Source organism: Methanosarcina sp. DH2, from assembly GCF_020804225.1.
GTDB lineage: Archaea > Halobacteriota > Methanosarcinia > Methanosarcinales > Methanosarcinaceae > Methanosarcina.
Genome location: NZ_WJBI01000021.1, coordinates 38,950 through 64,413, shown reverse-complemented (window position 1 = coordinate 64,413; position 25,464 = coordinate 38,950). Strand labels below are relative to the sequence as shown.

General features: G+C 40.2%; 21 protein-coding genes and 1 pseudogene. 12 read left to right on the top strand and 10 right to left on the bottom strand.

Features of this window, described 5'->3' with window-relative positions:
- Positions 1–7 precede the first annotated feature (7 nt).
- Positions 8–451, bottom strand: coding sequence for a CHASE4 domain-containing protein (locus FXV91_RS20060; RefSeq protein ID WP_255680700.1), 444 nt, complete (start codon positions 449–451; stop codon positions 8–10).
- A 362-nt stretch (positions 452–813) separates the two neighbouring features.
- On the bottom strand, positions 814–2,595 hold the full coding sequence (locus tag FXV91_RS17985; RefSeq protein WP_229392167.1) for a histidine kinase dimerization/phosphoacceptor domain -containing protein: 1,782 nt from the start codon (positions 2,593–2,595) through the stop codon (positions 814–816).
- A 911-nt stretch (positions 2,596–3,506) separates the two neighbouring features.
- Here FXV91_RS17985 and FXV91_RS17980 point away from each other — a divergent pair.
- Positions 3,507–3,896 (top strand): hypothetical protein, encoded by a 390-nt coding sequence (locus FXV91_RS17980; protein ID WP_229392166.1) that lies wholly within the window; start codon positions 3,507–3,509, stop codon positions 3,894–3,896.
- Between the two features lie 188 nt (positions 3,897–4,084).
- Here the strand turns inward: FXV91_RS17980 and FXV91_RS17975 are convergent, their stop codons facing one another.
- On the bottom strand, positions 4,085–4,555 hold the full coding sequence (locus FXV91_RS17975; protein WP_229392165.1) for a LiaF domain-containing protein: 471 nt from the start codon (positions 4,553–4,555) through the stop codon (positions 4,085–4,087).
- A gap of 767 nt (positions 4,556–5,322) precedes the next feature.
- Entirely contained in the window at positions 5,323–5,478 is a 156-nt protein-coding gene (locus FXV91_RS17970) for a hypothetical protein (RefSeq protein WP_229392164.1), read from the bottom strand.
- Between the two features lie 176 nt (positions 5,479–5,654).
- On the opposite strand from FXV91_RS17970, the gene FXV91_RS17965 reads away from it, so the two are divergent.
- A complete protein-coding gene (locus FXV91_RS17965; RefSeq protein ID WP_229392163.1) occupies positions 5,655–6,182 on the top strand; it encodes an NTPase in 528 nt (175 codons plus the stop codon).
- A gap of 340 nt (positions 6,183–6,522) precedes the next feature.
- Here the strand turns inward: FXV91_RS17965 and FXV91_RS17960 are convergent, their stop codons facing one another.
- The 3 genes from FXV91_RS17960 to FXV91_RS17950 form a co-directional block, all read right to left on the bottom strand.
- Complete coding sequence (locus tag FXV91_RS17960; protein ID WP_229392162.1) at positions 6,523–6,684, bottom strand: hypothetical protein; 162 nt, start codon at positions 6,682–6,684, stop codon at positions 6,523–6,525.
- A 133-nt stretch (positions 6,685–6,817) separates the two neighbouring features.
- Entirely contained in the window at positions 6,818–7,585 is a 768-nt protein-coding gene (locus FXV91_RS17955; protein WP_229392161.1) for a GTPase, read from the bottom strand.
- A gap of 241 nt (positions 7,586–7,826) precedes the next feature.
- Entirely contained in the window at positions 7,827–10,127 is a 2,301-nt protein-coding gene (locus tag FXV91_RS17950) for a PAS domain S-box protein (RefSeq protein ID WP_229392160.1), read from the bottom strand.
- 737 nt (positions 10,128–10,864) lie between these two features.
- Between FXV91_RS17950 and FXV91_RS17945 the strand changes: the two genes are divergently transcribed.
- Positions 10,865–11,047, top strand: coding sequence for a hypothetical protein (locus FXV91_RS17945; protein ID WP_229392159.1), 183 nt, complete (start codon positions 10,865–10,867; stop codon positions 11,045–11,047).
- Between the two features lie 37 nt (positions 11,048–11,084).
- On the opposite strand, the gene FXV91_RS17940 is transcribed toward FXV91_RS17945, so the two are convergent.
- On the bottom strand, positions 11,085–11,363 hold the full coding sequence (locus FXV91_RS17940) for a DUF5661 family protein (RefSeq protein ID WP_229392158.1): 279 nt from the start codon (positions 11,361–11,363) through the stop codon (positions 11,085–11,087).
- A 184-nt stretch (positions 11,364–11,547) separates the two neighbouring features.
- On the opposite strand from FXV91_RS17940, the gene FXV91_RS17935 reads away from it, so the two are divergent.
- From FXV91_RS17935 to FXV91_RS17915, 5 genes are all read left to right on the top strand, one after another.
- Positions 11,548–12,021 carry a nucleoside deaminase gene (locus FXV91_RS17935; protein WP_229392157.1) on the top strand — a complete coding sequence of 158 codons (474 nt, stop codon included), beginning with the start codon at positions 11,548–11,550 and terminating at the stop codon, positions 12,019–12,021.
- 342 nt (positions 12,022–12,363) lie between these two features.
- Entirely contained in the window at positions 12,364–14,781 is a 2,418-nt protein-coding gene (gene ppsA / locus FXV91_RS17930; RefSeq protein ID WP_229392156.1) for a phosphoenolpyruvate synthase, read from the top strand.
- Positions 14,782–15,004: 223 nt separating this feature from the next.
- Positions 15,005–15,199 (top strand): hypothetical protein, encoded by a 195-nt coding sequence (locus FXV91_RS17925; protein WP_229392180.1) that lies wholly within the window; start codon positions 15,005–15,007, stop codon positions 15,197–15,199.
- A gap of 8 nt (positions 15,200–15,207) precedes the next feature.
- Positions 15,208–15,408 carry a zinc finger domain-containing protein gene (locus tag FXV91_RS17920; protein ID WP_229392155.1) on the top strand — a complete coding sequence of 67 codons (201 nt, stop codon included), beginning with the start codon at positions 15,208–15,210 and terminating at the stop codon, positions 15,406–15,408.
- Positions 15,409–16,020: 612 nt separating this feature from the next.
- Positions 16,021–17,283 (top strand): ATP-binding protein, encoded by a 1,263-nt coding sequence (locus tag FXV91_RS17915; protein ID WP_229392154.1) that lies wholly within the window; start codon positions 16,021–16,023, stop codon positions 17,281–17,283.
- Positions 17,284–17,407: 124 nt separating this feature from the next.
- Here FXV91_RS17915 and FXV91_RS17910 read toward each other — a convergent pair whose 3' ends face one another.
- Positions 17,408–18,046 carry a MarC family protein gene (locus FXV91_RS17910; protein WP_229392153.1) on the bottom strand — a complete coding sequence of 213 codons (639 nt, stop codon included), beginning with the start codon at positions 18,044–18,046 and terminating at the stop codon, positions 17,408–17,410.
- A gap of 413 nt (positions 18,047–18,459) precedes the next feature.
- On the opposite strand from FXV91_RS17910, the gene FXV91_RS17905 reads away from it, so the two are divergent.
- The 4 genes and pseudogenes from FXV91_RS17905 to FXV91_RS17890 form a co-directional block, all read left to right on the top strand.
- Entirely contained in the window at positions 18,460–18,660 is a 201-nt protein-coding gene (locus tag FXV91_RS17905) for a hypothetical protein (protein ID WP_229392152.1), read from the top strand.
- 1 nt (position 18,661) lies between these two features.
- Entirely contained in the window at positions 18,662–18,919 is a 258-nt protein-coding gene (locus FXV91_RS17900) for a type II toxin-antitoxin system RelE/ParE family toxin (protein WP_229392151.1), read from the top strand.
- 302 nt (positions 18,920–19,221) lie between these two features.
- Complete coding sequence (locus FXV91_RS17895) at positions 19,222–19,695, top strand: hypothetical protein (RefSeq protein ID WP_229392146.1); 474 nt, start codon at positions 19,222–19,224, stop codon at positions 19,693–19,695.
- Between the two features lie 140 nt (positions 19,696–19,835).
- Positions 19,836–20,459, top strand: a pseudogene (locus FXV91_RS17890) (IS630 family transposase); the annotation flags it as partial.
- A gap of 131 nt (positions 20,460–20,590) precedes the next feature.
- On the opposite strand, the gene FXV91_RS20305 reads toward FXV91_RS17890, so the two are convergent.
- A complete protein-coding gene (locus FXV91_RS20305) occupies positions 20,591–23,788 on the bottom strand; it encodes a PAS domain S-box protein (protein WP_345945538.1) in 3,198 nt (1,065 codons plus the stop codon).
- Positions 23,789–25,464 lie beyond the last annotated feature (1,676 nt).

Genomic DNA, 25,464 nt, shown 5'->3' with positions numbered 1-25,464 from the left:
AAACCGCTTATTGAATCGTCCTCGCCTTTGTAAGAAGACTTCCGTTTTCTATCATTGCAAGAAGCTCCATGGGTACAGGACTTTCTTCCGAGGTACGGATATCCACAGACTTTACATAAACCACTTCTCCGGAATCATTAACAAAAATCATGACATTAACATTAATCCCGGCTAGAGTCTGATTCTGGAGGTTTATGTCTATATACTGCTCGTTCGTGTCTTCAATAAACCGGTAGGTATCATCCCAGCAGGCCCAGTCCTGGACAATATAATCCAGATAACTCTGTTCAGTATTAATGGTATTTTGTACCCGCTTCACATTCTCTAGTGTATCTTGTTGTTCGAGCTCTAAAAAATTAGAGAGCTGCATATTGTGAGTAAACGTAAAAGCAGTAGTAAGAACGGCAAAAATAAACAGAGTTATTATGAGAACTTTTTTGCCAATATCCATTACACATACCCCCTGATTTGAAAATTAAAAAGAGTTCAATACCCGTATTCCAGACCAATATACAACAAAGGGAGAAAACTATATAAAATTTAGGATAAATATAAAATATATTGAAAAGATAATTTTATTCTGCCTTTTATTTTAATTAGGAAATTCTGTAGAAAAGTTGTACTGAGCTTAAATACTAAATAACAAAAAGTTATTACATTTCCTGGCGATCAATTGTCTGGTTTTCTTTGCGTCAGGATATTCTCTACCTTTTTCGAGCTGGTAGGATCAGAAAATAGTACTTCATCTATAGATTAGCATTCCTGTAAAAGATTATTTTTAAAGGTTAGTATAGATTTCCGGTCAGACCTTTCTCAGCCTGTTTCCAGAACATTATCCCTGAATTTGATCTTAAATTTCGCGCCTTTCTTTCTTTCCAGTTCAAGGCTGCCTTCTATCTGGTCCACAAGGGCGTTTACAAGCTGTAAGCCAAGAGATCCCGGGTTTCTGATATCAAGTCCTTCAGGAAAACCTATCCCGTTATCTGCAAAAACAAGAGTAAACCGTTCATGCATATCCTTACATTCATCGGGAGTCTTCCGGGCAGGGACCTTACCTGAGACTTCCTTTTCGTTTAGTGCTTCTCCGGTTCCTCCCCCAAAAAGTCCGACGTTTATTTCTCCTCCTCTGCCCTGGGGAAAAGCATATTTGATAGCGTTGGTGAAAAGTTCATTGATTATAATGCCCAGAGAAACTGCTGTGTCAACTCCGAGAAAAACTTTTCCCACATTAAGGTTTACCCGGATAGCTGAACTCTCGGTACTGTATGATGTGCGGAGATCGGCTATTAACTTGCAGATATAAGACGAGAAATCAAGAACATCAAGGTTTCCTGATTCATAAAGTTCTTCGTGTATAAGCGACATTGAAATGATTCGGCTTTCACTTTCCCTGAAAGCTTCGATAACCTTTCTGTCACTGAACTGTCCAGCCTGCAGGTCAAGCAGGGAAGAAACTATTTGCAGGTTATTTTTAATCCTGTGGTTGATCTCTTTTTTTCGGAGCTGCTCGGCTCTTGCAAGAGCTTCTTCTGCAGCCTTCCTTTCGGTAATGTCAATGACAACTCCCTGTAAATGAGTCGCTCTTCCCTCTGCATTCCTCTGGATAAAAGTCCTTTCATCAACCCAGCGCAATTCCCCTCCTTTTGTGAAGATGCGGTACTCCATTTTGAAGCCCTCACAGTTATCGTCAATGCAGCGGGTAAGCTGTTCAGTAACATTTTTTATATCCTCTATGTGGACTATGTCTCCGTAAAGGATCCTTCCGGATGTGAAGTCTTCAACCTCATACCCGAACTGGGAGATATTTTCAGACACGAAATCAGCGGGCCATTTTTCCTCATTTTGCCATAAAAATACGACTGCAGGGCTGTTATTTATGACTGTCCAGAGCACTTTCTGTACTTCGAGGGCTATTTCCAATGCCTCTTCACTTTCCCTGAACATACTGCAGATACCAGGCATCATCCCGAACTCCTCTGAGACACCCGAAACCTTTCCATTTTTCCTTTTGTAGATAGCGGTAAGCCCCTTTGGAATTACTTCTTCCAGCTCATGCATGGAATACCCTGAGATTTTTCTATCGGGAGAATAAGCAGCTTTCCCGGTGAAAAGCTCACTGTGGTCCTGAAAAGTCTGGCTTACATCTTTAAAATAAGCTGGATTCGGCACTTCCTTGAGCAGGGATTCTAAAAAACCTATCCTGTCCTGAAGCTCCGTATCAATTTTTTTACATTTCTGGACTTTACGGACCAGAACCAGGACATACCTCAAAAAACGTACTTCTTCGGGGGCAAACTCATTCTGTCTGGTTCTGTAAAGCGTTACAACCGCATCGGTTTTTCCCTGGCTTCTTACAAAGACACTGATCCCGCCTGCAAGCTTATCTAACTTATCAGGCTGTCCAAAACATCCGATTTCCTGAATAAAAGGCCGATTTTCCAGAGAGTCAAAATAGTCGTGAAAAAACTTGGAAATTCTGCAGAACTCTGCTTTGAGAGCAGAAGCTACCATCTCTGCAGTCCTGTCCACCAAGGCTTCAGAAAGCGCTCCTTGCTGTTTTTCCTGCGTAGATAATGTTTTCTTTTCTGCATTCATGGAAGTAAAGCCCACTCTGTAGATGTGTATATATCTGTTTTCCGTCGGTATAGGAGTGATAAGTATCCTTTTTTATTCCTTTTTACTTCAATGTTTAAAGCTTCTTTCTTCCTGTCTTCTCTCCAAACAGAAAGAAGAATTTGCAAAGGAAGAATTTCCAAAGGAATAATTGACAAAGAAATTTTTTGTCATATTTTATTCTCATATCCCGATAAATGGGGTGCTTCGTTTGGAAGAGTGCAATTCCATCTTTTCAAGCTACCATAGTAGCTCCTATTATAGAATAAGGGTTTGTAAAGAGTAGGTGACGCATTCTATTGAGGCTTACTCTTCCATGGTTCCTATTTGAGGCTTACTCTTCCATGGTTCCTATTTGAGGCTTACTCTTCCATAGTTCCTACCATCCATATTTCCTGCAGTAACAACTATACCTGACTCTCCCCGCTTGCTACCGAATTACCTGTTGTTGTGTGTAGATATTGGTGGATCTGCATAAAAAAGATTTCAGGCAGAATATATTTATTAATAAAGTAATAAATTAAACTCCTTAAATAGAGTAAGAATATTTAAGCATATGCCGGGAAAACAGGTCAGGTGCTGAGAACTTCCCTTTTCCCTGCGAATATCCTATTTTATACGAAAGTATAGAATAGTTTTTATGGCTGTCTCTTATCTTTAATTAGAAAAACAAATTGCAAGAAATAATAGTCTGATAAAAGCAGAAATCCTACTCGAATTTAAAGTTCCACGAATTTAAAATTCTTGCCGTTTGAAGTTCTTCCTCGTTTAGAATTCTTTGTCTTTTGAGTTCATCGTAAAGAACTCTTTATTATATAGAATTCTTTACTATTCTGATCCATATGGATTTTTTAATAGGAAATAAGGTTTTGATAAAACTCGGGTGATAAAAATTGTCAAAAAAACAAGTGTTGCTTATATTACTTCTAACAGCAGCCCTCATGGCTTCAGGCTGTATGGGCGAGGACGGAACAAAACTATCAATTTCAGGTAATGATACCGAAATAAATATCAGCCTCTCCGAGCAAGCTGAAGGCAACAGATGCCCTGTCGGTTCCCAGGTCCAGGTTAAAAATCCAACCACCGGAAGAGTTCTGAACATGACAATTACCGGCACTGAAGAGTTTGAAAACAAAACCTTTTGCAAAGCCGTGATAGAATCCGGAAGCGAAGAAAATACTACCAGATTCGAGTACATGTGGTCACAGGATACAAATACCACGGTATGGACAAAGTACGATGAGGACGGAAAAGTATCACTGAGATATGTACGCAGGAAATAAATTCATATGTCCTGTTTTGCAGAAAAAAGAAATTTTTCGTCAAAAAAATAGAATGTTTTCGCAGCAAAAAGGACCATAACCGATTGAGTTACATCAAATTCCAGAGCTATAAAGCTTCAAAAACCGCAAGAACACTGCATTAGAGCTTTCTCGGGAAAGCAGGAAACCGAAACGAATTACAGAACCGGTCAGTCCTTTATGGAAAATCCGCCAAATGCAGCGAATCCTGTGACGATCAGATCGGGTTTTCCTGTACTGTTTTCCTTGCGTACGGAGTTTCGTGGTCTTTCATCCTCAGCACTACCCAGTATAGGCAGCACATCCATTTCGATCTGCCATTCTTCAGGAACCCTCACATCAATACCTCCAAACATGGAGATCACATTTATTCTTGCGGGCGGTTCTTTAATTTTGGAACCCCTCAGGTCAAGGTCCACTCCTCCGAAGATTGCAGTAATGTCCCCTCCCCTAAAATATTCGGAGCTGCTGTCAGCATCCACTCCACTTAAAATTGCGAGCAGATCTACGGTTTCAGTGCCCTTTCTGGAAGGGAATGGGCGCCCTTTCCTGTTAACTAGAATTCCAATTCCCATTAATATAACCAGGGCCGGCCACCAGCGAGAAATAGTCTCCCAGGAAATGAGGTCAAGAATCAGCAATTGGAGGGTTGTGAAGATCGTTATTAAAATAATAGGCCCTGCTATGTTGGAAAAACCGTTTTCCAGAGCGCATAGATCCCCAATAATACGAATAAAGAAGGGATGTACCTCAACAGCTGGCCGGTGTCATATATTCCGGTAGTTCTGAACAGTAAGAGGATTCCAAAAATCAGTATGATAGCCCCAAATATTGTCTGATATGAAATTTTAGCCACTATTAACCCCCTTAATAGCCTGTTTCTCAGTCCCATTCATACAGGCTTCCTTTCTTACAAAGACAGGCTATCGGGAATAATAGCTGTTGTAACAATAGTCTTTATGAAGTTACGATAGCCAATCCTTTGTTGATACTTGTTTTTAGTTGATACCTATTTTTATTAAAGGACATATATAATTACTTACTCATATTTAGATTCTTAATGAACCATTTTTCACATGCAAATGCCATTATTTCCTTATCAACATAAGTGGAAAAATGGCGTACTATAAAGGATGTAAAGGTCAAAAAAGCACCAGCGCCGCTGCAAATAAGTCATGAAAATAAAAACAAATTGAAAAAAGCTCACAGAATACGGATTCTTAATCCCTTCAATGGAAAAAATGGATTGCTACTGCTAATTGGTTGATCTTTTGATATAGGTTAAGGAAATCCAGGCAAATGAGACTCGATAGTTTTTGAGATACCGGGGACGATGCCCGGCAGCATTTTCTATCCTGAAGGATGGGGTGGCGAAAGTAGTTTGATTTCAAGTGAAAAATCATAAATTTTATTCCAGTTTTTCTCCCTCGACGTAGCATCCGAAATAGGTATTTTGTTCTACTTTCTTAAGGACACTGTTAATGCTTTCCAGCGTGGCTTCTATCTTTTCCATTCTCTTCTCGATTTCCTGCAGTCTGGCAAGAACTTCCTGGTCCATAGTCACAATTCCATCTCCTTATGTGTATACGAGAGCTAGCATAATATAAGTTTTTAATGTGTATTCCTATATTTTACAAGGTTCTTATAATCAACGTAGGATTGTACTGCTGGCTGATTTAAATAAAATCACGTCTATTTTTTTTCTGTAGAAAGGAAACAAAGGTATGGAAAGAAGAGATTATGCTGAGAATTGCAGTAACTGGCAGTCCAGGTGTTGGAAAATCAACAGTCGTGGCAAAAGCTGTCGAAAAATTTGGCAACCAGCCTGGTTTCAAGGTAGGCGGCATCCAGACAGTTGAGATACGAAAGGAAGTACGGAGGGAAGGTTTTTCGATCATGGACCTCGAGACAGGAAAGTCAGGAACCCTTAGCTATATTAGAGGCAGTGGGCCCAGGTTTGGAAAATATCACGTTAACCTGGAAGATCTTGAAAGAATAGGAGCAAGCGCCATCAGGAATTCCCTTTCCTGCGATCTCGTGGTAATCGATGAGATCGGGCCGATGGAACTTATTTCCGAGCCTTTCGTTTCTGCGGTTGAGAAGGTTCTGGAATCAGATAAATCTATTCTGGTTGTACTGCACCATTCAAGCAGGCACCCGCTGGCGCAGAGGATTAGAAAAGAGTTTGAGATTTTGACGGTTGACAGGGAGAACCGGGATGGATTGCCTGAAAGAATCGCAGACTGTCTCTTCAGAGAGCTGGGATGAAACTAATTATTCCAGGCGTGGGTATTGCTGGTCCAGTTCCGCTTCTGTTCTGCTTCTGTTCACATATTCTTCTGCAAGCCTGAAAAGTCTGAATAATTATAAGTAGTTTCTTCAAACGGATTATTTTGCCGATAATGTCCACGCTACCGATATTTACCTGCCCGAACATTAACTTCAATACATTTTTTGAAACATAGGAAATGTACTACGTAACTTATTATCTTTATCTGTTATGACGGCCGGGAAAATCCAGAGTCGGGTACTATTGTAGAGCTTCCTGTCTGGTCAAAGAAAAAAGTAAGCTGACTGGATAAACATGCCCTGTTTGCCGCATCCTGCTTTACTTCTGGGAGAGTATAGCTAACAGGATCGCTAAAACTATGATCAAAAGTTTTGAGGTAACCAGAATTAGTTTGTTCCTCAATATCCTTTCTTTTTCTGGTTTTTTGTTTTCTTCCGGTTTTTCGTCTTTTTCAGATTTTCGCTCCAGACTTTCGGCCATTCTTTTCGTTCCTTATCCTTTTTTATGTTAATTTCTTTTTGAAACTTGAATAATTTTTCCTTTTTATCCGGGAAAACCGTAACCCGGATCTTGTCCATATTTTATTCCTGAACCCTAAGGTTTCTCAATTTTTTTATATCAAGAGCAGCCCGTTTTGCCAGTCATTGATTATTCTGGTAGCTGTTCTCATTTCATCTATCTCGCCTTTCTTTTGCAAGAAATTGCACTGTTTGCCTATCAGTTCAATTACAGGGTAAGATTTCTGGTCTTCGATTGTGATATTGTAAAATGACTCTATGGAAGTTTTGTTTTCGGCGAGCAGTTTTTCTATTATCTTAAGGGCAACACCGAGTGGATCCCGCAGGTGAGTTACATCCTTTATCCCGAGCAAGCCCTGAACATATTCATCGTTTTCATCGAAAGGGATGACTCCCGGTGTATCAATAAACATGATACGCGAACCTGCGCCCACGTGCTGCACTCCTTTTGTGTGGCCGGATATGGGAGAGGTGCCCGCCCTGTGCCTGCCAGTAACGCCATTGATTACGGAGGACTTGCCTACATTGGGATAGCCGAGGGTGCCGACAAGGATATCACGATCTTTTATATAGCAGGCGGATGCAAGTATCTGGTGCCTTAACATGGTTGTTCCGGATCTGTCCTTGCTGGATATAAAAATCGTAGGGGCAATTTTGGAGAGGATGGATTTGGTTTTCTCAAGTTTCTCTTTTGATACGAGGTCGCACTTATTAATGACTATTATGAAAGGCTTCTTTAAACGAATAATATCCTTTTCAACCTCACTGTTTCGGGTCTCTTCCGGAAACCGGGCGTCTATGACCTCAAGAAGGACATCAGCTTTTTTTATAACATCCCTTACCAGAACTTTGTAGCTTGCCATTGAGCTGTGCTATGATGGGGTAAGGATATAAGGATATCTTCAAATCAGGACACTTCACACAGGAAACTTTGTTTCCATAACCTGTGCCTCAGAGACGAATAATACAGAATAACAAAAAGAGCAGTCAGTCGGTAACCGATACACTCGACAAAATCCATACAATAATTTCTCAGCTAATAATCCCTCAACTGATATTTTTTAGCTGATGATTCCTCAGATGATATTTTTCAGCTACAGAGTTTCAGCTATCGACTTTTTGTTTCTCCAGTACTTTCAGAACGGGTTCACCTGTTCTCTGTCGGGTTACTGGCAGTTCAAATCTAAAAGACGAACCTTCTCCTATTTTGCTTTCAACATATATGTTGCCGCCGTGCATTTCAACATACTTTTTTACAAGGGTTAGCCCCAGTCCCGTACCTTCGAAAGTCCGGCTTAAAGAAGAATCTACCTGGATAAATGGCTTAAAAATTTTCTCAAGGCTATCTTCAGCGATTCCTATTCCCGTATCTTTTACCGTAATAATTACACGGTCTCTTTCCTGTTTTAAGGTTACATTAATTGAGCCGTCTGCAGGTGTGAACTTTAGAGCATTACTTAATAAGTTGCCCATGATCTGTTGAAACTTACTTTCATCAGCAGCGATCCATAATGTTCTATTTTCTGAATTGTAATTTAATTTAATATTCTTCTCCTGGGCTTGTGGGAGAATTATTGAGATAACTTTATTGATAGATTCATTGATAGAAAATTCTTCGATGTTGAGATCTTCATTTCCAGCTTCTGCTTTTGATAAATCTAGTATGTCATTGATAATCTCGAGTAGGTTTTTTCCGCTTGACGAAATGAACTGAACATATCTGGATTGCTTTTCATTCAAGGACCCTGCAATTCCTTCTTTTAGCAGGTCCGAAAACCCTATTATGGAGTTTAAAGGGGTTTTCAGTTCGTGACTCATGTTGGTTAAAAACTCGCTTTTTGTCCGGTTTGCGGTTTCTGCAGCTGTTTTTGCATTTATTAAAGCCTCTTCTGCTTTTTTTCTAACGGTTATATCCCTTATAACCACAATATTTGCCGGCTGATTCTGGTAAATTATTTTAGTACCAAGACCTTCAATCCATAACGGCTCTCCTCTGGAAGAAACTGCTTTGTAAACACTGAGGTAGCCTCCCCTGTCATTGAGGACATTTATCTGGTCTTGAATTGCAATGGGCACTGACTCGGGAGCGAGGTATTTTGCAATGCTCATACCTGTTACTTCTTCGAGCTCGAGATCAAACATTTTTCCAACGGCAGCGTTTGCAGCTAGAATCCTTCCTTCAAAATCAAGTATAAGTAGTCCATCGAGAGTATTGTTAACAAGAGTGCGGAAATTCTGTTCACTTGATTTCAATGCCTCTTCAGCTCTTTTACGCTCTGTAACATCCCGGACATACACTATCAGCCTTTCTTTATCTCCCAGTTTGAATGTTCTGGTTGCAGTTTCAGCTATGAAGAGCGTACCGTCCTTTCTTTTGTTTATTATCTCTACGTTTTTGCCCTCTATTATTTCTTTATTGGGTGTTTCATCTGGGAAGTTACTTCTGAAGCCCTCATGAAGGAGATCAACTATTTTCAGACCCAGCATTTCTTCTTTATCGTACCCGAAAATTTTGCAGGCTGCCCTATTACAGTCAACAATCTTTCCACTACTTGATCCTATGACTATGGCATCAATTGAAAGTTCTACTACCTGTTTGAATTTTTCTTCCGATTCTGCAAGTTCCCTTTCTGTCTTCTTGCTGGCAGTAGCATCATAGACGTTTGTAAAAAGAAGTTCCTGACCTCTGATATTAATTGTATTAATATACATCTCTACATGCCTTATTTCTCCACTGGCAAGTTTATGGCAGGAATAGAAATGGCCTTTCTTTTCGGAAAAAACCTGCTGGCTGATTTCTCTATTCCTTTCCTGAGAAAACGTATCAATATCAGTGATTTTTTTTGCAGTCATCTCTTCATAAGTGTACCCGTAGTAAGTACATGCAGGTTCGTTTGCATCGACAATATGGTAATTGAGCGGATCTACGAGAAGTGTGACAGCCGGACTGTTATTAAAAAGCTGTTTATACCGATTCTCGCTTTCATGCAGAGCTTCGTAATTCTTTTTTATCCTGATTAGAGATTTTATCCTTGTCTTAAGCTCAAACCTATCTATCGGTTTGTGAATAAAATCATCAGCTCCGCATTGAGTTGCTTTTATTTTGTTCGGCTTCTCAAAAAATCCGGAAATTATGATTATAGGTATGAACCTGGAGCCTGGATTACTTTTGAGTATGCTGCATATTTCATACCCGTCGCATTCAGGCAGCATCAGGTCTAATAAAATTAAATCAGGGAGCTTAGTTTTCACCAGTTCAATGGCTTCTTTTCCGGTATATGCAGGAATCGGAATATATTCATCCTCGAGCTGTAAACATAGTAGTTCTACCTGATCTCTCTCGTCATCAATTATGAGAACTTTTGGTTTATCGGAAGCGTACAATTCGATCATCTTGAATACCATTTTTCATGGTTTTTGCAACTAATGGGAAAATCTTATATAGATTTACTATATGTATGATCTTTAACTTATATAATTTCTTTTCCTGCAAAAAATTAAGGAGTTTTCAGTGAGAACCTATTTTCATCGGCTTTTTTTTACCCCTTTTATTTTTCTTAAGTGAAAAATCATATGTTATAAACTCTAAATTCCTTTTTTCCTGTTGCTCTTTCTTAAGGTTTCATGAACTATTTTTCCGGAATCAGTCAGGAAAGTCAATGCAAACTAATTATAATATTTTTTTCTGTAGTGTGATGATTTTACATCTTATTCTCTTCTTTATTAAAATTTATTTAAGACTGTTTGCCTGAAATAGGCCTGATTGAGACTGAAGGCTGGATTAAGTTAAAATGGGTAAAAATTTCGAGATTAAAAGGAATCTAAGGTGAATTCAAAAAATGGGTGATTCCTTACCAATTGGTTGATGCATGCCGGGGTCCCGCAGGAAATCTTTTAGTTCTCTCCCCACGCCGCACTGGTCTTAGACCGGTCGTCAGCCAGATCACAAATAATCGGCAAACCAACCTCACAATTATGAGAGACAAAACACGAAAGAATATCCTCAGACCGAAACAATAGTTTTCCTATCCCTCGGACCCGTCTTTCGATTTCCGATAAATACAAGCGTCTCCGCCATCTATTGGTATTTTTAATCTTTCTACTTGAGCTCAGATTATTGTTACACTTATAATTTAGTTCTCTTGAGCGAAGAGAAGCGTAGCGAAAATGACCGCGTACTCCCGAGGAGCAATTCGGGCGAGGCGCAATTCGGGGCGAAGAAGACATCGTGCTGTTGCACTTGCAGTGCAACTCCCAGAAAATCTTCGATTTCCTGTGATCCCGAAACGAAACTCGGGCAGCGAAACGCGGGAAGCGAAAATTGAAATGAAAATTAAAAAAATGAGATTCTGTTTTTTAAGTTCAGTTTTCAGTTTTTTCCCAGTATTCCTCAGCTTCCTCTTCCATTTCTTCCAGCCTGTCGTAATAGTCCGGAAATTCGTTAAGATGAGCCAGGGCAATCTTTCCTGTCATTATGGGGTCGTCGTTTGTAACGTTTGTAGCGGGGTCTCTTGTCCCGTGTTCAAGCTCCACGTCCATGCCTCTGCGGAACTGGTCAACATCGAACTTATCCCAGGTTAGTCCCAGTTTTTCCCCGACTGCCTTTGCTTCTTCAGCGGTAAAACTTTTGGTTGTCAACATTATCACTCCAGTTAATGGTTTGATATGTTTTGTACTTAAGTTTTGTCCTGCAAAATGTCCGTTTTTTAATTTTCATTTCACAAAATGATTTTATTTTTTCATAAAAAGCATATCCTGCCGTTAAAGGACATATCCTATCATTATATTTATCATCTAGATGAATACATAAATCAGAGAGCGACACATGTCAGAAAAAGACTCTTTGTTTATAAGACGCGCCATTGAACTTTCCTTAGAAAGTATAAAAAGAGGGGGAGGGCCTTTTGGTGCCGTGATAACGAAAAACGGGGACATAGTTTCGGAAAGCTGCAACCAGGTTACCGTACTTAATGATCCGACTGCCCATGCCGAAATAGGTGCTATAAGACAGGCAGCCCGGAAACTGAATACCTTTGATCTTAGCGGATGTAATATCTATATTTCCTGCGAGCCCTGTCCTATGTGCTTTGGGGCCATCTACTGGGCAAGGATAGATAAAGTTTTCTTTGCCAACACAAGGTCTGATGCTGAAAATATCGGCTTTGATGATTCCTTCATATACGAGGAAATTTCACGCCCTCTTCAGGAACGAAAAATCGAGTTCAAACAGCTTCTGCGGGAAGAAGCCCTTGAAGCTTTCAGGGCATGGGAAGAATCTGAGAATAAGGTGGAATACTGAGCCTGTCTGAACATAAAAACGGGCTTAACTTCTCTTTTTAGATCAATACGAAAATTTACTTGATATAAAAAGCCTTATGGATAAAACCTCATTTGAACCCTATTTTCTCTTGTTTTTCATTTCGTATGGGGGCTTTATCTTAATTTTTTATAAGTAGGCAAACTCATTTCTTTCATTAGAACGTAACTATTAAATGGGGTATTAAATTTAATTTGGGAAAGTTTCTGTTTTGGTACATATCTTATGCGCTTCTGGATAACTTTCTCACAACAGCATTAAACTTTAAATGTGTTGCAGTACTTATTTAGTTCAGACAAAATCTTATGAGGGGTTTCGGGGAATATGCCTGGAGATAAAAACAAATACATCCGCTGGTTTGAAGAGACTACGATCGAGGATGTCCCGCTGGTTGGCGGGAAGAATGCTTCCATAGGGGAGATGTACAGGGAACTCACTTCAAAAGGGGTGAAAATCCCTAACGGCTTTTCAGTTACTTCTGATGCTTACTGGCACATGCTGAAGGAAGGAGGGGTTCTGGAAAAGCTTAAAAAAACAATGGAAGGGCTTGATACTTCGGATGTATCCGAGCTTTCAAAGAGGGGAAAGGCTGCAAGAGACCTGATTCTTGGTGCGGGAATTCCTGACGACCTGTGGGAGGAGATTAAAGATGCTTATGACCGCCTCTGCGAGCAGTACGGAGAGGATACGGACGTAGCTGTAAGGAGCTCGGCAACGGCTGAGGACCTGCCAACTGCTTCCTTTGCGGGGCAGCAGGAGACTTATCTCAATATAAGGGGTTATCCTGGGCTCCGGGATGCCTGTATACGCTGTTTCGCTTCTCTTTTTACGGATAGGGCCATCTCCTACCGCGTAACTAACAAGTTTGACCACTTCAAAGTAGCCCTTTCCATAGGAATCATGAAGATGATCAGGTCTGACCTGGCTTCAAGCGGTGTGATTTTTACTCTTGATACGGAAACAGGCTTCAGAGATGTCGTTTTCATTACCGGGGCATACGGGCTTGGAGAGAATATCGTGCAGGGGCAGGTCAACCCTGATGAGTTCTATGTTTTCAAGCCTGCTTTCCGGGCAGGGTATAAACCAATTATCCAGAAGAAGATCGGAAGCAAAGAAATCAAGATGATCTATGGCAGGGGTGACTCAAAAGTACTCACGCGAAATGTGGAGGTCCCTGAGGCTGACAGGCAGCGCTTCTGTATTAATGATGAAGAAGTGCTCAAACTTGCCGGGTATGCAATCGACATCGAAGACCATTATTCTAACAAGTATAGGGAATCCAGGCCCATGGACATCGAATGGGCAAAGGACGGCATAACAGGGGAAATCTTCATAGTGCAGGCAAGGCCCGAAACCGTCCAGTCCCAGAGAGAAAAGGATGTTCTGGAAACCTATGTCCTTGAAGAGAAGTCAGAAGTCCTTGCAAAAGGCAGGAGCGTTGGAGATAAGATCGCTTCAGGAAAAGCCCGTGTGATCCCTGATGTCTCTGACCTGCCCTCTTTCAGGCCCGGTGAGATCCTGATTGCTGATACAACCACGCCCGACTGGGAGCCGGTTATGAAAACTGCGGCTGCAATTGTCACAAACAAGGGAGGTCGGACCTGTCATGCGGCTATTGTCAGCCGGGAACTCGGAATCCCTGCAGTTGTCGGAGCTGAAAATGCGACTGAAGTCCTTGAGACAGGCAGGGAAATTACTGTGAGCTGTGCCGAGGGAGAAGACGGGCTTGTATACGCAGGCATCCTCCCCTTCCATAAAGATACCCTGAGCCTGAAAGACCTTGAACGCCCCGAAACCGAGATTATGATGAACCTTGGAAACCCGGACAGCGCTTTTGCTTTTTCCATGATCCCTAATGACGGGATAGGGCTTGCAAGGCTCGAGTTCATTATCACAAGCTATATCAAAGTTCATCCAATGGCGCTTGTGCACCCGGAAAAGGTCAAAGCTCCGGGAGAGATCCGGGAGATCGAAAAACTGACACGGGGGTATGCGAAAAAGGAAGATTATTTTGTCGAACAGCTTGCCAGAGGCGTCGGGATGATTGCTGCAGCTTTTTACCCTAAACCTGTCGTGGTCAGGATGAGCGATTTCAAAACCAATGAATATGCAAGCCTTGTTGGGGGCAGCTATTTTGAAATGGAAGAAAACAATCCCATGATAGGGTTCAGAGGGGCTTCCCGCTACTTTGATGAGCGTTACAGGGAGGGCTTTGCCCTTGAGTGCAGGGCTATGAAAAAGGTCAGGGGGGAAATGGGACTTACAAACCTCATTCTTATGATCCCCTTCTGCCGGACCGTTGAGGAAGCGAAGAAAGTCATTGTCGAGATGGAACAAAACGGGCTCAGGCGCGGAGAAAATGGGCTTCAAGTCTACGTTATGTGCGAAATTCCGAATAACGTCCTGCTTGTCGATGAGTTCAGTAAATTCTTTGATGGCTTTTCCATAGGCTCAAATGATCTGACTCAGCTGACCCTCGGGGTTGATCGTGATTCCGAACTGCTTGCCGCAGAATTCGATGAGCGAGATCCGGGAGTCATGAAAATTATGTCAATGGCAGTGCAGGGGGCAAAACGTAACGGAAGGCACAGCGGGATCTGCGGTCAGGCTCCAAGTGATTTCCCTGAGATTGCAGAATTTCTGGTAAGAGAGGGAATCGATTCAATTTCCCTTAATCCGGACTCTGTTATGAAAATCACCCTTAAGGTCCTCGAAACTGAAAAAGAGCTCAGAAGGCGCTGAAATAACTTCCTGGGGGCCTGTCAACTCCTTTTTTATGAGGCTGGCCAAATTTCAACCGGGAATTGGCAGTTGCGGTTTATCTGCGGCTGCCTGTGAATCTCTGTACGTGTTTGCAGAATATAACTATACCTGCATCGAAAATATCATACTGCTGGAAAATCTATATATGTAATGCAGTAAATATACATATTGAGTGTGAAAAATTTAAAGGAAGCAATTAATTATGGAGAAAATAAACAGAACACAAAATATAGGGGATAAAAAAGAGCCAGGCCATACGCTTTTTTTAAAAAGATGTCCTGAATGTCATTCCGAACTCGAAAACGATCTTTTCAGAGGTTTTCAATACTGTACCGTGTGCGGATACTGGACAAGAAAAGAAACTGCAAGGCTTGAACCGCTGATGATTCTGGAGTGAGTTTAGATATGTTTGATTTCCCTTCAAAATGTGTCAGGTGCGGCACAACCCTTAAAAAACAGGTAATCGGCTCGAATAATTTTTACTACTGCAGAAAATGCGGGTCCACATCCTCAGTTACATCCTCAGTTACATCCTCAGTTACATCTTCGGTTACATCTGTTAATGCATCCGCTCAATCTGCAGTTCAGGAAATAGCCCACATTTAAGTCAATATTAAGCGAATAACTGATTTTCAAGGCTAAACGGATATCAACGTACCTGCAGGCGGAAGATAATGTAGAGATAGTTGATATCTGAACTGTGAATCTTAAAACAAATCTCAGGCAAACCTGGCTCTGATCTAATCGCTATATGAATTTAGGGCCGGGTCCATATTTTTGAGTTTATTTATTTTTCCAGGTACTCCCGGGTTTACTTGCCAGTATTATTCCGAAAACACCCGGTAAGATCCTGCGTTTTTTCTTTCCATATTCTGTGTGCCGCTTAAGCCTGCCTGCACATAGTGAAAAGCAAAACACAAACTGACTGCATTGGCACAGTTTGGATTCCGGAATATAATCGCGCAGTCGGAGAAGGTTTTTCGGCTCTTTCTTTTTATTTTACTCTTTATTTTACTCTTTACTTTACTCTTTATTTTACTCTTTATTTTCTAACTTTTTCCCTCCTGTTTTTCTGGTTTCTAATCGGAGAATTAAATTTTGAGCAACTTGAAAAGAAAAAGGTATATGAGTTTTAAATTCAATAAGCAGCATTAACCTCAAAAATTGCATAAACCTGAAAGCAGCATTAATACCAGAAACCCTCTCTGTTTGATCCCCATGGTTGAAAAAGAAATAGACTCTTTATGCAGTCAGTATGGCCTGAAGCCGACAAATCTCTCGGACCTTACGTTAAAGGTCAATTTTCCCGACCCGGACTTGGAGTACGGCTTTACCGGAGAAGAAAATTCCCTTTATCTCCCTCTTTACCAGGAACTGAGTGCAGCCAGTTCTTTCCCCGGAGAAGGTGATTTTCGGGTTTACATCCAGCTTGTTCTCGACCCCGATAAGGTAAGTTCTGAGTACCTTGCGGACTTTTTCAACAATCCTCTCGGCCTGAAAATCCGGAAGGCCTGGGAAGCGAGAGGCTTTATCCTGAGACCCGAAACCCGGGAACCTGAAGCGCCGGTTTCGGTGCCCTCTGTGGTAAATTCCCTGAACGGTACAGCCTCATCCGCTCATTTTTCAGGAGGGTCTGGATTCGCAGAAGTCTCCTCCCTTACGGCAGGTGAAATCGCATTTGAAAGCAAGGCTTCGGTTGAGAATATGTGTGAGGAAAACGGTGAGAGCGCTTCTGTACTTTCAGGTGCAGCTGTTCCTTTCTTTCCCGGAGTTTTATCTCTTCCGAATGTGGACCTCGATTCTCTTACACATAGCAAACTCTATCTTCCTGACCTGCAGGTCCAGCTTGAGGTCCTTAAAATCAAAGCTCTTACAAAGGAACTTATTTCCCAGCTAGGTGTGTTCGAGTGCAGGCTTTCAACCTATCCCAAGAGCATAACACATATTCGCAAAAAGCTCGAACTTATCCGGGAGGCAGTGAAGCTTGCAAATGATTCCGACTACATTCTGGAGCTGATCCGGCGGGGGGAGAGCAAAAAACTTGAGTTCAAATCCACACTGCGAATGAACCTTATCACCGGAAAGCCTGACTGGAATATAGAACATGCCGTCATGAAGACAATTGTTGCTTACCTGAACACCGATGGCGGCATTCTTCTCGTCGGCGTCTCTAACAGCGGGGAAGTCCTGGGAATAAAAAATGATGGTTTCCCGAACGAGGACAGGTTCCTCCTGCATTTCAAACAGCTCATAAAGCAGCACATAGGCCTCAATTACGCTTCAATGATAGAGTATACTCTTGTGCCTGTAAACGGCAAAAAAATTCTGGAAATCGACTGCAAAAAAAGCGATGAAGCTGTTTTCCTCAAACCGGACCGAAATGACGAAGAGTTCTATATCCGTATAGGTCCATCAAGCGAAAGGCTCACAGGTAGTAAACTGATAGAATACGTGAACAGACGGTATAACGGAAAGGCTTAATCAACTCGCCTTATAATCCGCTGATATCCTGCTAGTAATCCTTTCTGATAGTCCTGCCTGCTTAACTTGCATGCGCCGGAATTTGGAAAGGTTTAAGAGTTTTGAACTCTCAAACCTGAAGGCTTCAAATTACCCGCCCGAATATATTTATTATTCCCGTAGCAGTCAAGTCCACTGCAAGAGCCGCAAGTAGAAGCCCCATAAGCCTTGTAAAGACAAGCATTCCGTTATATCCTATAAACTTGTGGATCCTCCTTGAGAAGAGGAAGATAAACAGGCAAAGTATGAATGTAGATATAATCGATATGAGAACGATTGCTTTTTGTTGAACGCCGTCTGCCACCCCCATAAGGACAATTACTGTGCTGATCGTACCCGGCCCTGTAAGGAGCGGAAGGCCGATCGGAAAGACCCAGATATCTTCCCGTTCCTGGGACTGACTGATTTCTTCTTCAGTAATGCTCTCCCTTGAGACTTTTGCATGCATCATGTCAAATGCAATACTAAAAAGCAGGAGTCCTCCGGCAACCCGAAGTGAGTCTACACTGATGCTGAATAACTTGAGTATCATGCTTCCGGTAATTGCAAAAGATAGGGCAATTATACACGCAAGCACCACTGCTTTTTTTGCGACATCATTTTTTTCTTTCCGTGTCATCTTGCTTGTCAGGGAGATAAAAGTTACAACTCCGCTGATAGGGCTTACAACCACAAAAATGGATGAGAACACATAGATGAAAAACCCGAGGTTTTCGTTTACCATTTTTTCTCCCGCCCTTTTACAGATCTCCAGGTTTTGCATATAATTTTGTCATTCTTATAATATTTACCTTTTGAATTTTGCTGATTTTTTGTATTTGTATTTTTTGTATTTGTTTATCTTAAAGTCGAAATATAAAATTTAAATTATGTAACTGAATATCCTGAATCTGGACATCCTGAATTTAAAGTTTCCCATAAAGTCTTAGTTCACGATACTTTGATGAAGAAGTAAGAAGATAACTCTCTATCAGGAGACGCTCTATATCATGTGACGGCTCTGTATCATGTGACTCTATAGATCGGACTCTATATTATGGGGGACTCTATATTACAGGATAACTCCTTGATGCTGCTTGTAAGCCCTGAGTAGCAGATAATAGTTTCCAAGTTATATAAGCAAAGGCAGTGATTCTTATGACCGGGGAAAAAATTGATAGAAAAATCTTTGAAGAGCTTAATTTCATAAAGAAGCAGCTTGCAGAAATAAAAGAGCATATGGTAGATATAGATGCCCTGCTCACCGCAGAAGAAAAAGAGCTTGTTTTCAGAAGTTTTGAAAATGAGGCAAGAGGAAGGCTTGTACCATTAAAGAAGCTTGAAGAAATGAGGCTCTGAAATGTTCGAAGTTTTTTTTGATCTTCCTGCACAGGATTTTATGAAGAAGGCAGATGAGAGTACGCATTCCCGTGTCAAGGAAGTACTTGAAGAGCTTTCTTTTGATCCAGTCCCACAGGGCGCAAAAAGAATAATCGAAAGCCAGGAAAAAATATTCCGATTTCGGTCCAGGCATTTAAGGCTGCTTTATAGAATAGACTATGAAAAATTAACCCTTGTAGTGATTACAATAGAACCTCTGAGTCGCATGTACCGTTGAATTGATAGTAAGGGTTTTTACTGGCAATTCCTTCTTCTGTCTACCTTCCTTTTACTGCCTCTTCGATTGTACAAATTACTCTGCTGGCTTTCCGGCTTTCTCATTTTATACTGTCCCGTCATTTTATACTGTCCCGCAATTGATAAAATTAATTTTTATAAGAACGATTTTTGTATAATTAGAATTATAATAAATAATTAATGGTTAAAAATACTTAATTTAAGAATTGTAAGATGATTTGCGAACTACATCCACAGTAAATCGTATTTATTGGAAAAATTTCAGTTATGGGGGGTCTAGTATTGAAAACTGAACCGGAAAGTGAAATTGGAAGTGAGATTACATCTTCCAGGACATCTCTGGGTTTAAAAGAAAATATAGAAGGGTTTTTATGTTATACTCTTACCTGGTTAACAGGCCTGATTTTCTTTGTACTTGAGACTAAAAATAGATTCGTTAGATTTCATGCAATGCAATCTTTTCTGACCTTTACGATTCTCTCAATAGTGCTCAGTGCCCTGCAAACCTTTTTCGGGGTTGATAAATTTATCGATTATTTCCTGATTAATCTCAACCCGCCACTGCTTCCTTACCTTTTCCTTCACAATCCTGTCGCAATTTATGACCAGTTGATAGATGGCCTGCTGGTTCTAAGCCTGATTCCATTTTTGCTCTGGCTTTTCCTGATGTATACAGCATATAAGGGAATGAGATATAGACTGCCGATAATAGGGGATCTTGCAGAAAAAATAGTTGGAAATGTGTATAATCCTTAATTTCGGAACCAGAAATGTTTTTTTTACCTTGAAAACCTTTTTTTAATCCATAGGTAAACAAATGCATTCTCAGCTTGTCTGGCGGCATTTTCCAATAAAAGTATAAGGAGGAAATAAGTAAAAGGAAGAGGTTTGAAAATTTTGTTAAATTTAGGTGTTTAAGAGATTCTCTCGAAGAAGCAGCTACTAAAGTTGGAGTGACTAAAAACAGGATATTACCGGCAGGATTGCTGAACTAAAGGCGACTATGCAGCCTTAATACCAAATTTAAGTGGAGGAAGAAAGTTCAAGCTTGCCAATGAGCAAATAAAAGAATTAAGAACATTATTAGAAAAAAGGATTACTTGACTAGAAGAGAAGTTCTGGAGCTAATAAAGGAAAAATATGATGTAAAGTATTCACAGAAGCAAATAGGAGTTATACTGCATAGTTTTAACACGTACCACTCAAAACCATATACTTTTGAGTACGGAATGCCTGAAAACGCCGAAAAAGTTTTAAAAAAGTTAGCAGAAACAATTCCAGCATATATTGGTCCAGATGAGCAATATATCATAGTTTTCTGGATAAATCTTCAACACAAATAAAAGGAAATACGCAACGATTATGGTCATTTAAGAAACCTTTAACGATAAAAAATACGGAGTATATAAAAGCAAATTATAAAAGCAAATTCATTTACATTTTATTCAATTAACGGTCGCTATCTCATCAATTTTATGGAAAGTTCGAAAGTAGAAAACGTACGTGAATTCGTGCCTAAAAGATAATGTATAATTATTTTCCATTCCAAACTTTAAGACTCGGCTTCAAAATCTGTTTTTAAGTAATAAAGTTCGAAACGGCATAGCTATCCAATCGTTATCACCCCGAATACGGACATCTAATTACTCTTTTAATGACAGCAGGCGAATACTTTCACCTTTGTTGTTATCGGAATTGCGAAAGCAAAGGTGCTCCCTTTCCCCTGATCGCTCCTGAACCAGACATAACCCCCATGCAGGTTAACAATCTGCTTAACCAGTGAGAGACCAAGCCCGGTGCCCTGGAATTTTTTTGAAGAGAATGAGTTAACCTGGCTGAAGGGCTTGAAAAGTTTGTGCTGGTCTTCAGCTTTTATTCCTATTCCCGTATCCTTAACCGTTATTTCAACCAGATCTCCCTTTTTTCTTGCTCCTATTTTTACAAGGCTATTTTCATAAGAGAACTTTATAGCGTTGTCTACAAGGTTATACATTATCCGGGTAAATTTATCCTCATCTGCACGGATTCTCGTAAGCTTGCTATCCATATCGATTTTAATTTCGATATTTTTTTTATCTGCTATGGGATATAGGACGTTTCGTATCAGATCAAGCTTAGTAGCAAGCTCAAATTCTCTATAATTAAGCTCCATTTTGTTTGCTTCTATTTTAGAAAGATCCAGGATGCCATTGATCAGGTTCAGAAGATGCTTCCCGCTGTTAGAAATATTTCCTACGGCTCTCAGTTGTATTTTATTCAATTCTCCATATGCCTGTTCATAAAGCATGTCAGAGAACCCTATTATTGAGTTGAGTGGGGTCCTGAGCTCATGGCTCATATTTGCAAGAAAATCGTTCTTGGTACGGTTTGCGACTTCAACCATTTGTTTTTCATGAAGCAGATTTTCTGTGATTTTCTTTTCCGTAATATCTCCTGCAATATTACTGATAGCAACAAGTTTTCCAGATACATCAAAAACCGGAGAAAGAGTTACTGAAATATTTAATATTGTACCATCTTTCTTCAACCTTAAAGTTTCATGATGCTTGACTTTTTTTCCCTGTTTAATCCTGTCAGATAATTGCTTTATTTCCCCTTTAAGATTGTCTGGTTCAAGTATAGACATGTTTTTTCCCCGAACTTCTTCAGCTAAATAACCATAAACCTGCTCTGCCCCTTTATTCCAGCTGGTAATAATACCATCAAGAGATTCGGTTATAATAGCATCGTTCGATGATTCAACAACATTCGCAAGTGTCTGAATCTTCTCTTCTGCTTTTTTAAGTGCAGTAATATCACGGGCTGCAGCAAAGATCCCAATAACCTCACCGTCTTCATCCCGATAGACGGATGCGTTATATAAAACAGGTATAGTATGTCCATCCCGATGCTGGATTTCCAGAGCGTAATCCCTTACCAGTCCTTCCCTGAATACCTGTTTATATCCTTCCTTAGCTTTTTCAGATTCGGTAAAATAGTCCGAAAAGTCAGTGCCAATAAGTTCTTTCCGGGAATATCCGGTGACAGACTCCGTAGCTTTATTTACATCGGTAATTTTTCCATCAGGACCAATGGTAACCAGAGGGTCCAGACTGGCTTCAATCAGGCTGCGGTTGTACTTGCTGGCAAGTTGAAGTTCCTTTTCTGCTTTTTTAAGTTCGGTGACATCGCGGGCTGCAGCAAAAATACCGATAACTTCTCCATTTTCACCCCGATAAACAGAAGCATTATACAGAACAGGGATCGTTTTTCTACTCCTGTGCTGGATTTCAAGAGCATAATCAAGAATTGATCCTTCCTGGAATACATGCTTATATCCTTCCCTGGCTTTTTCAGGCTCCGTAAAGTAATCCGAAAAATCAGTTCCAATCAATTCGCTTCTGTTATAACCTGTAACCAGTTCGGTAGCTTTATTTACATCGGTTATCTTCCCGTCAGGACCTATAGTAACCAGCGGATCCAGACTGGCTTCAATCAGACTGCGATTATATGTATTAGCGAACTCCAGTGCTTTTTCAGTTTTTTTCCTCCCGGTAATGTCCTGAACGATTCCCATCATCCGGACAGGGATATTCCCGTCAAAAATAACTTCACCCTGTTCATGGACTACCCGTTCTTCTCCACTTGCCAGGATAATCCTGTGATCAATGCTGTAAGGTTTTCCATCGAAAGCTCCGTTTACGGCATTGTTCACATAATCTCGATCTTTCGAATGCACATAACTCAAAAATGCATCGTAAGTTGCCCCAAATTCCTGAGGACTGAGCCCGAAAATACGATAGATTTCATCAGACCAGTATAATTCATTGGTTACAATGTTCCAGTTCCAGTTTCCAAGATGTGCTATTTTTTGAGCTTCGGCAAGACCTTTTTCACTTTCTTTTAATGATCCGTAAGCCTTTTCAAGCTGAGAAGTCCGGTCTTCAACCAGTTCTTCTAAATTATCGAGTGTTTCTTTCAGCTTAATTTCTGCTTCTTTTATGTCTGTAATGTCACGGGAAATAGCAAAAATAGAGGCAACTTCGCCGTCAATAAACCTGGGTACTACCTGTGTATTAAAGCAGTATTCTTTTCCCTGAGGCGATACGTACCGGTATTCCATTGTTTCGGGTTTGCTTGTAGTGAAAAGTTTTTTATTGTTTTCTTCCCAGAACTCTGCCTCCTCAGGGTCCATGCCCATCTCAGCGTGAGTTTTCCCGATAATTTCTTCTTGAGAACAATCACAAGTATCCGCAGCTGCATGATTGGCATATAAATGGCGGTATTGCCTATCAAAACGAGCAATCACATCAGGAGAATTTTCAGCCAATGTACGGAATTCATTCTCACTTCTTATCAATGATTTTTCGGCTTTCTTGCGCTCGGTAATGTCTCTGAAAAGGACAGCGACTTTTCGGCTGTACTCACCCTCAATGCGCGAGGCATAAATATCAAACAATCTGTCTATACCTTCCGCCAGATATTCGAACCGGACTGACTCGCCAGTTAAAGCGACCTGGCCGAAACTCTTGATCCAATTATCCTCTGTATCAGAAACAGGCTCATGAGCATGCTTGTTTACCACATTACGGAGTCCTATTATCATTTCATGCGACTGGTCAGCCTCAAGAATTCGGTAGTCTACCGACTTTCCGTTGTCGTCGAAGATTATCTCTATAAGGAAGAAGCCCTCGTCAATAGAATTGAACAACGTGCGGTATTTTTCTTCCGATTTGCGTACGGCTTCTTCGGAGCATGCGCTTTCGAGGATCTCGGCGCGTAAAGCTTGATTGGCTTGTTTCAGTTCAGCTATCCGTTTCTGCACTCGAACTTCCAGTTCTTCGGCACTCAGTCGTTCATAATCAATCATAAGTCCCCAACCCTGCCTTAAAAGAAGGCATTAATACCTCAATTAAATCCTCTTTTGTCTGATCTTTTTGCCTGACCGAATTCACGTAAGACAGAATTCACGTAAGACATAATTCACGTAAATATGATCCAGGCAAATCCCCAACAATATCATGCCAGAATTCTCTCCAAGCAATTTTGTCTTTCTGGCAATCGTTAATTTGCTTTTAGGCATATTTTATGAAACTTATCATATATTAATTTTTAAGCTAGTAATCTGAAAATCATTTGCAATAAGTAATCTATGTTTTATCTATAATACAAAAAGTAAAAATATTCAATCAAGCTTATATATCCCGGCAAAATAAATGTTGAAAATTCCTTAAAAAGAGATCCTTGATTATCTGATATAATTTCCCTTTACCCGGATTTATCGTAAATTCAGAGGTTCAAAAATAGTTCAGGCTCAAGATTGATTAGAGTAATAATTTGTACGGAGGGAAATATCAAAAGTAAAGGGAGTTTTATTAATTTTCTTTTTCTTCTACATCAAACTCTATAATAAATTCAGTCCCATTCCTTTTAGTCCGATCTTACCGTCTAATTGATCAACAAGAATGCTTACAAGCTACAGACCGAGCGATCTGGATTTGTATCTGGATTTTTCAGATCAATTTTTTCGTGAATACCAGCTCCATTATCTGAAACTATAAGAGTGTACCTGGTACCTTTTCCGCCATTACACGCTGGATCCTGGAACTACCGTAGCGACACATACTGAAAAATGCACAAACTCAGCTACTATACTTTATTAGAGATCGGATAGCTCCATCCGGAATAATGACGGAGACGCAGCATATTTCTATAATGAGAGTGGAAAGCTGGTCTCTACACTGGCGAGATGAAAGTGGGAAGCTTCTAAATTACTCTTGACCGAATTGAAGAAGATATTGCAGTGTCGCTTGTAAGGGATGAAGAGTCAGTAAAAAAAGGCTCTGGTTTCAGGTAACTTTTTGTTCTAAGGCTGTGGGATAGAAACCAGGAGGTAGCCATGAGGGGTGAATCGGATTTTGAATATAATAAATTGTTGTAATTTCTGTTATTTTGCTGTTGAATTTCTATTATATTACTGTTGAAAGAGACCAAAGGTTTCTTTTTACAGTACGAAAAATTCTATTCTAGAGAATTTTCAGATGATATTTCAAAAATGACTTTTCAGAACAGCATTGTTCTTTGGAGTGAACTTATCAGAACCCTGTTTTATAATCCTTTTATCAGAGTCTTCTCTTTAATATATTGAATTATTGAATTATTGAATTATTGAATCATTGAATAAATGAGTCTAAAGCTCCGCATCTTCCGGATCTCTTCTGGATTTTTTTGTGCTGTAGAATAAGTTAAGGAACTTAAATATTCAAATACATCCTGACAACAAGCCAGATAATAAACCATCCAATAGCTGAGAGTAGATTATTCCTGAATTTTGTCTCCATGTACTTACAAACGCTTTTTTCATATTTAATTTTTTTTCTCTGTTTACAGACTTTCAGTCGTCTTGTGGTTTATGATAGAATACTTTCTTAGATACTTTCCGCTCTTTCCAGAAATGTGTTTTTCATAGTCGAAAGGTGAGATTGTTGAACTGAGTAACCTTTAATAGACGAACAAGTTTATAAAAAGCCCGTATTTATGAATTAT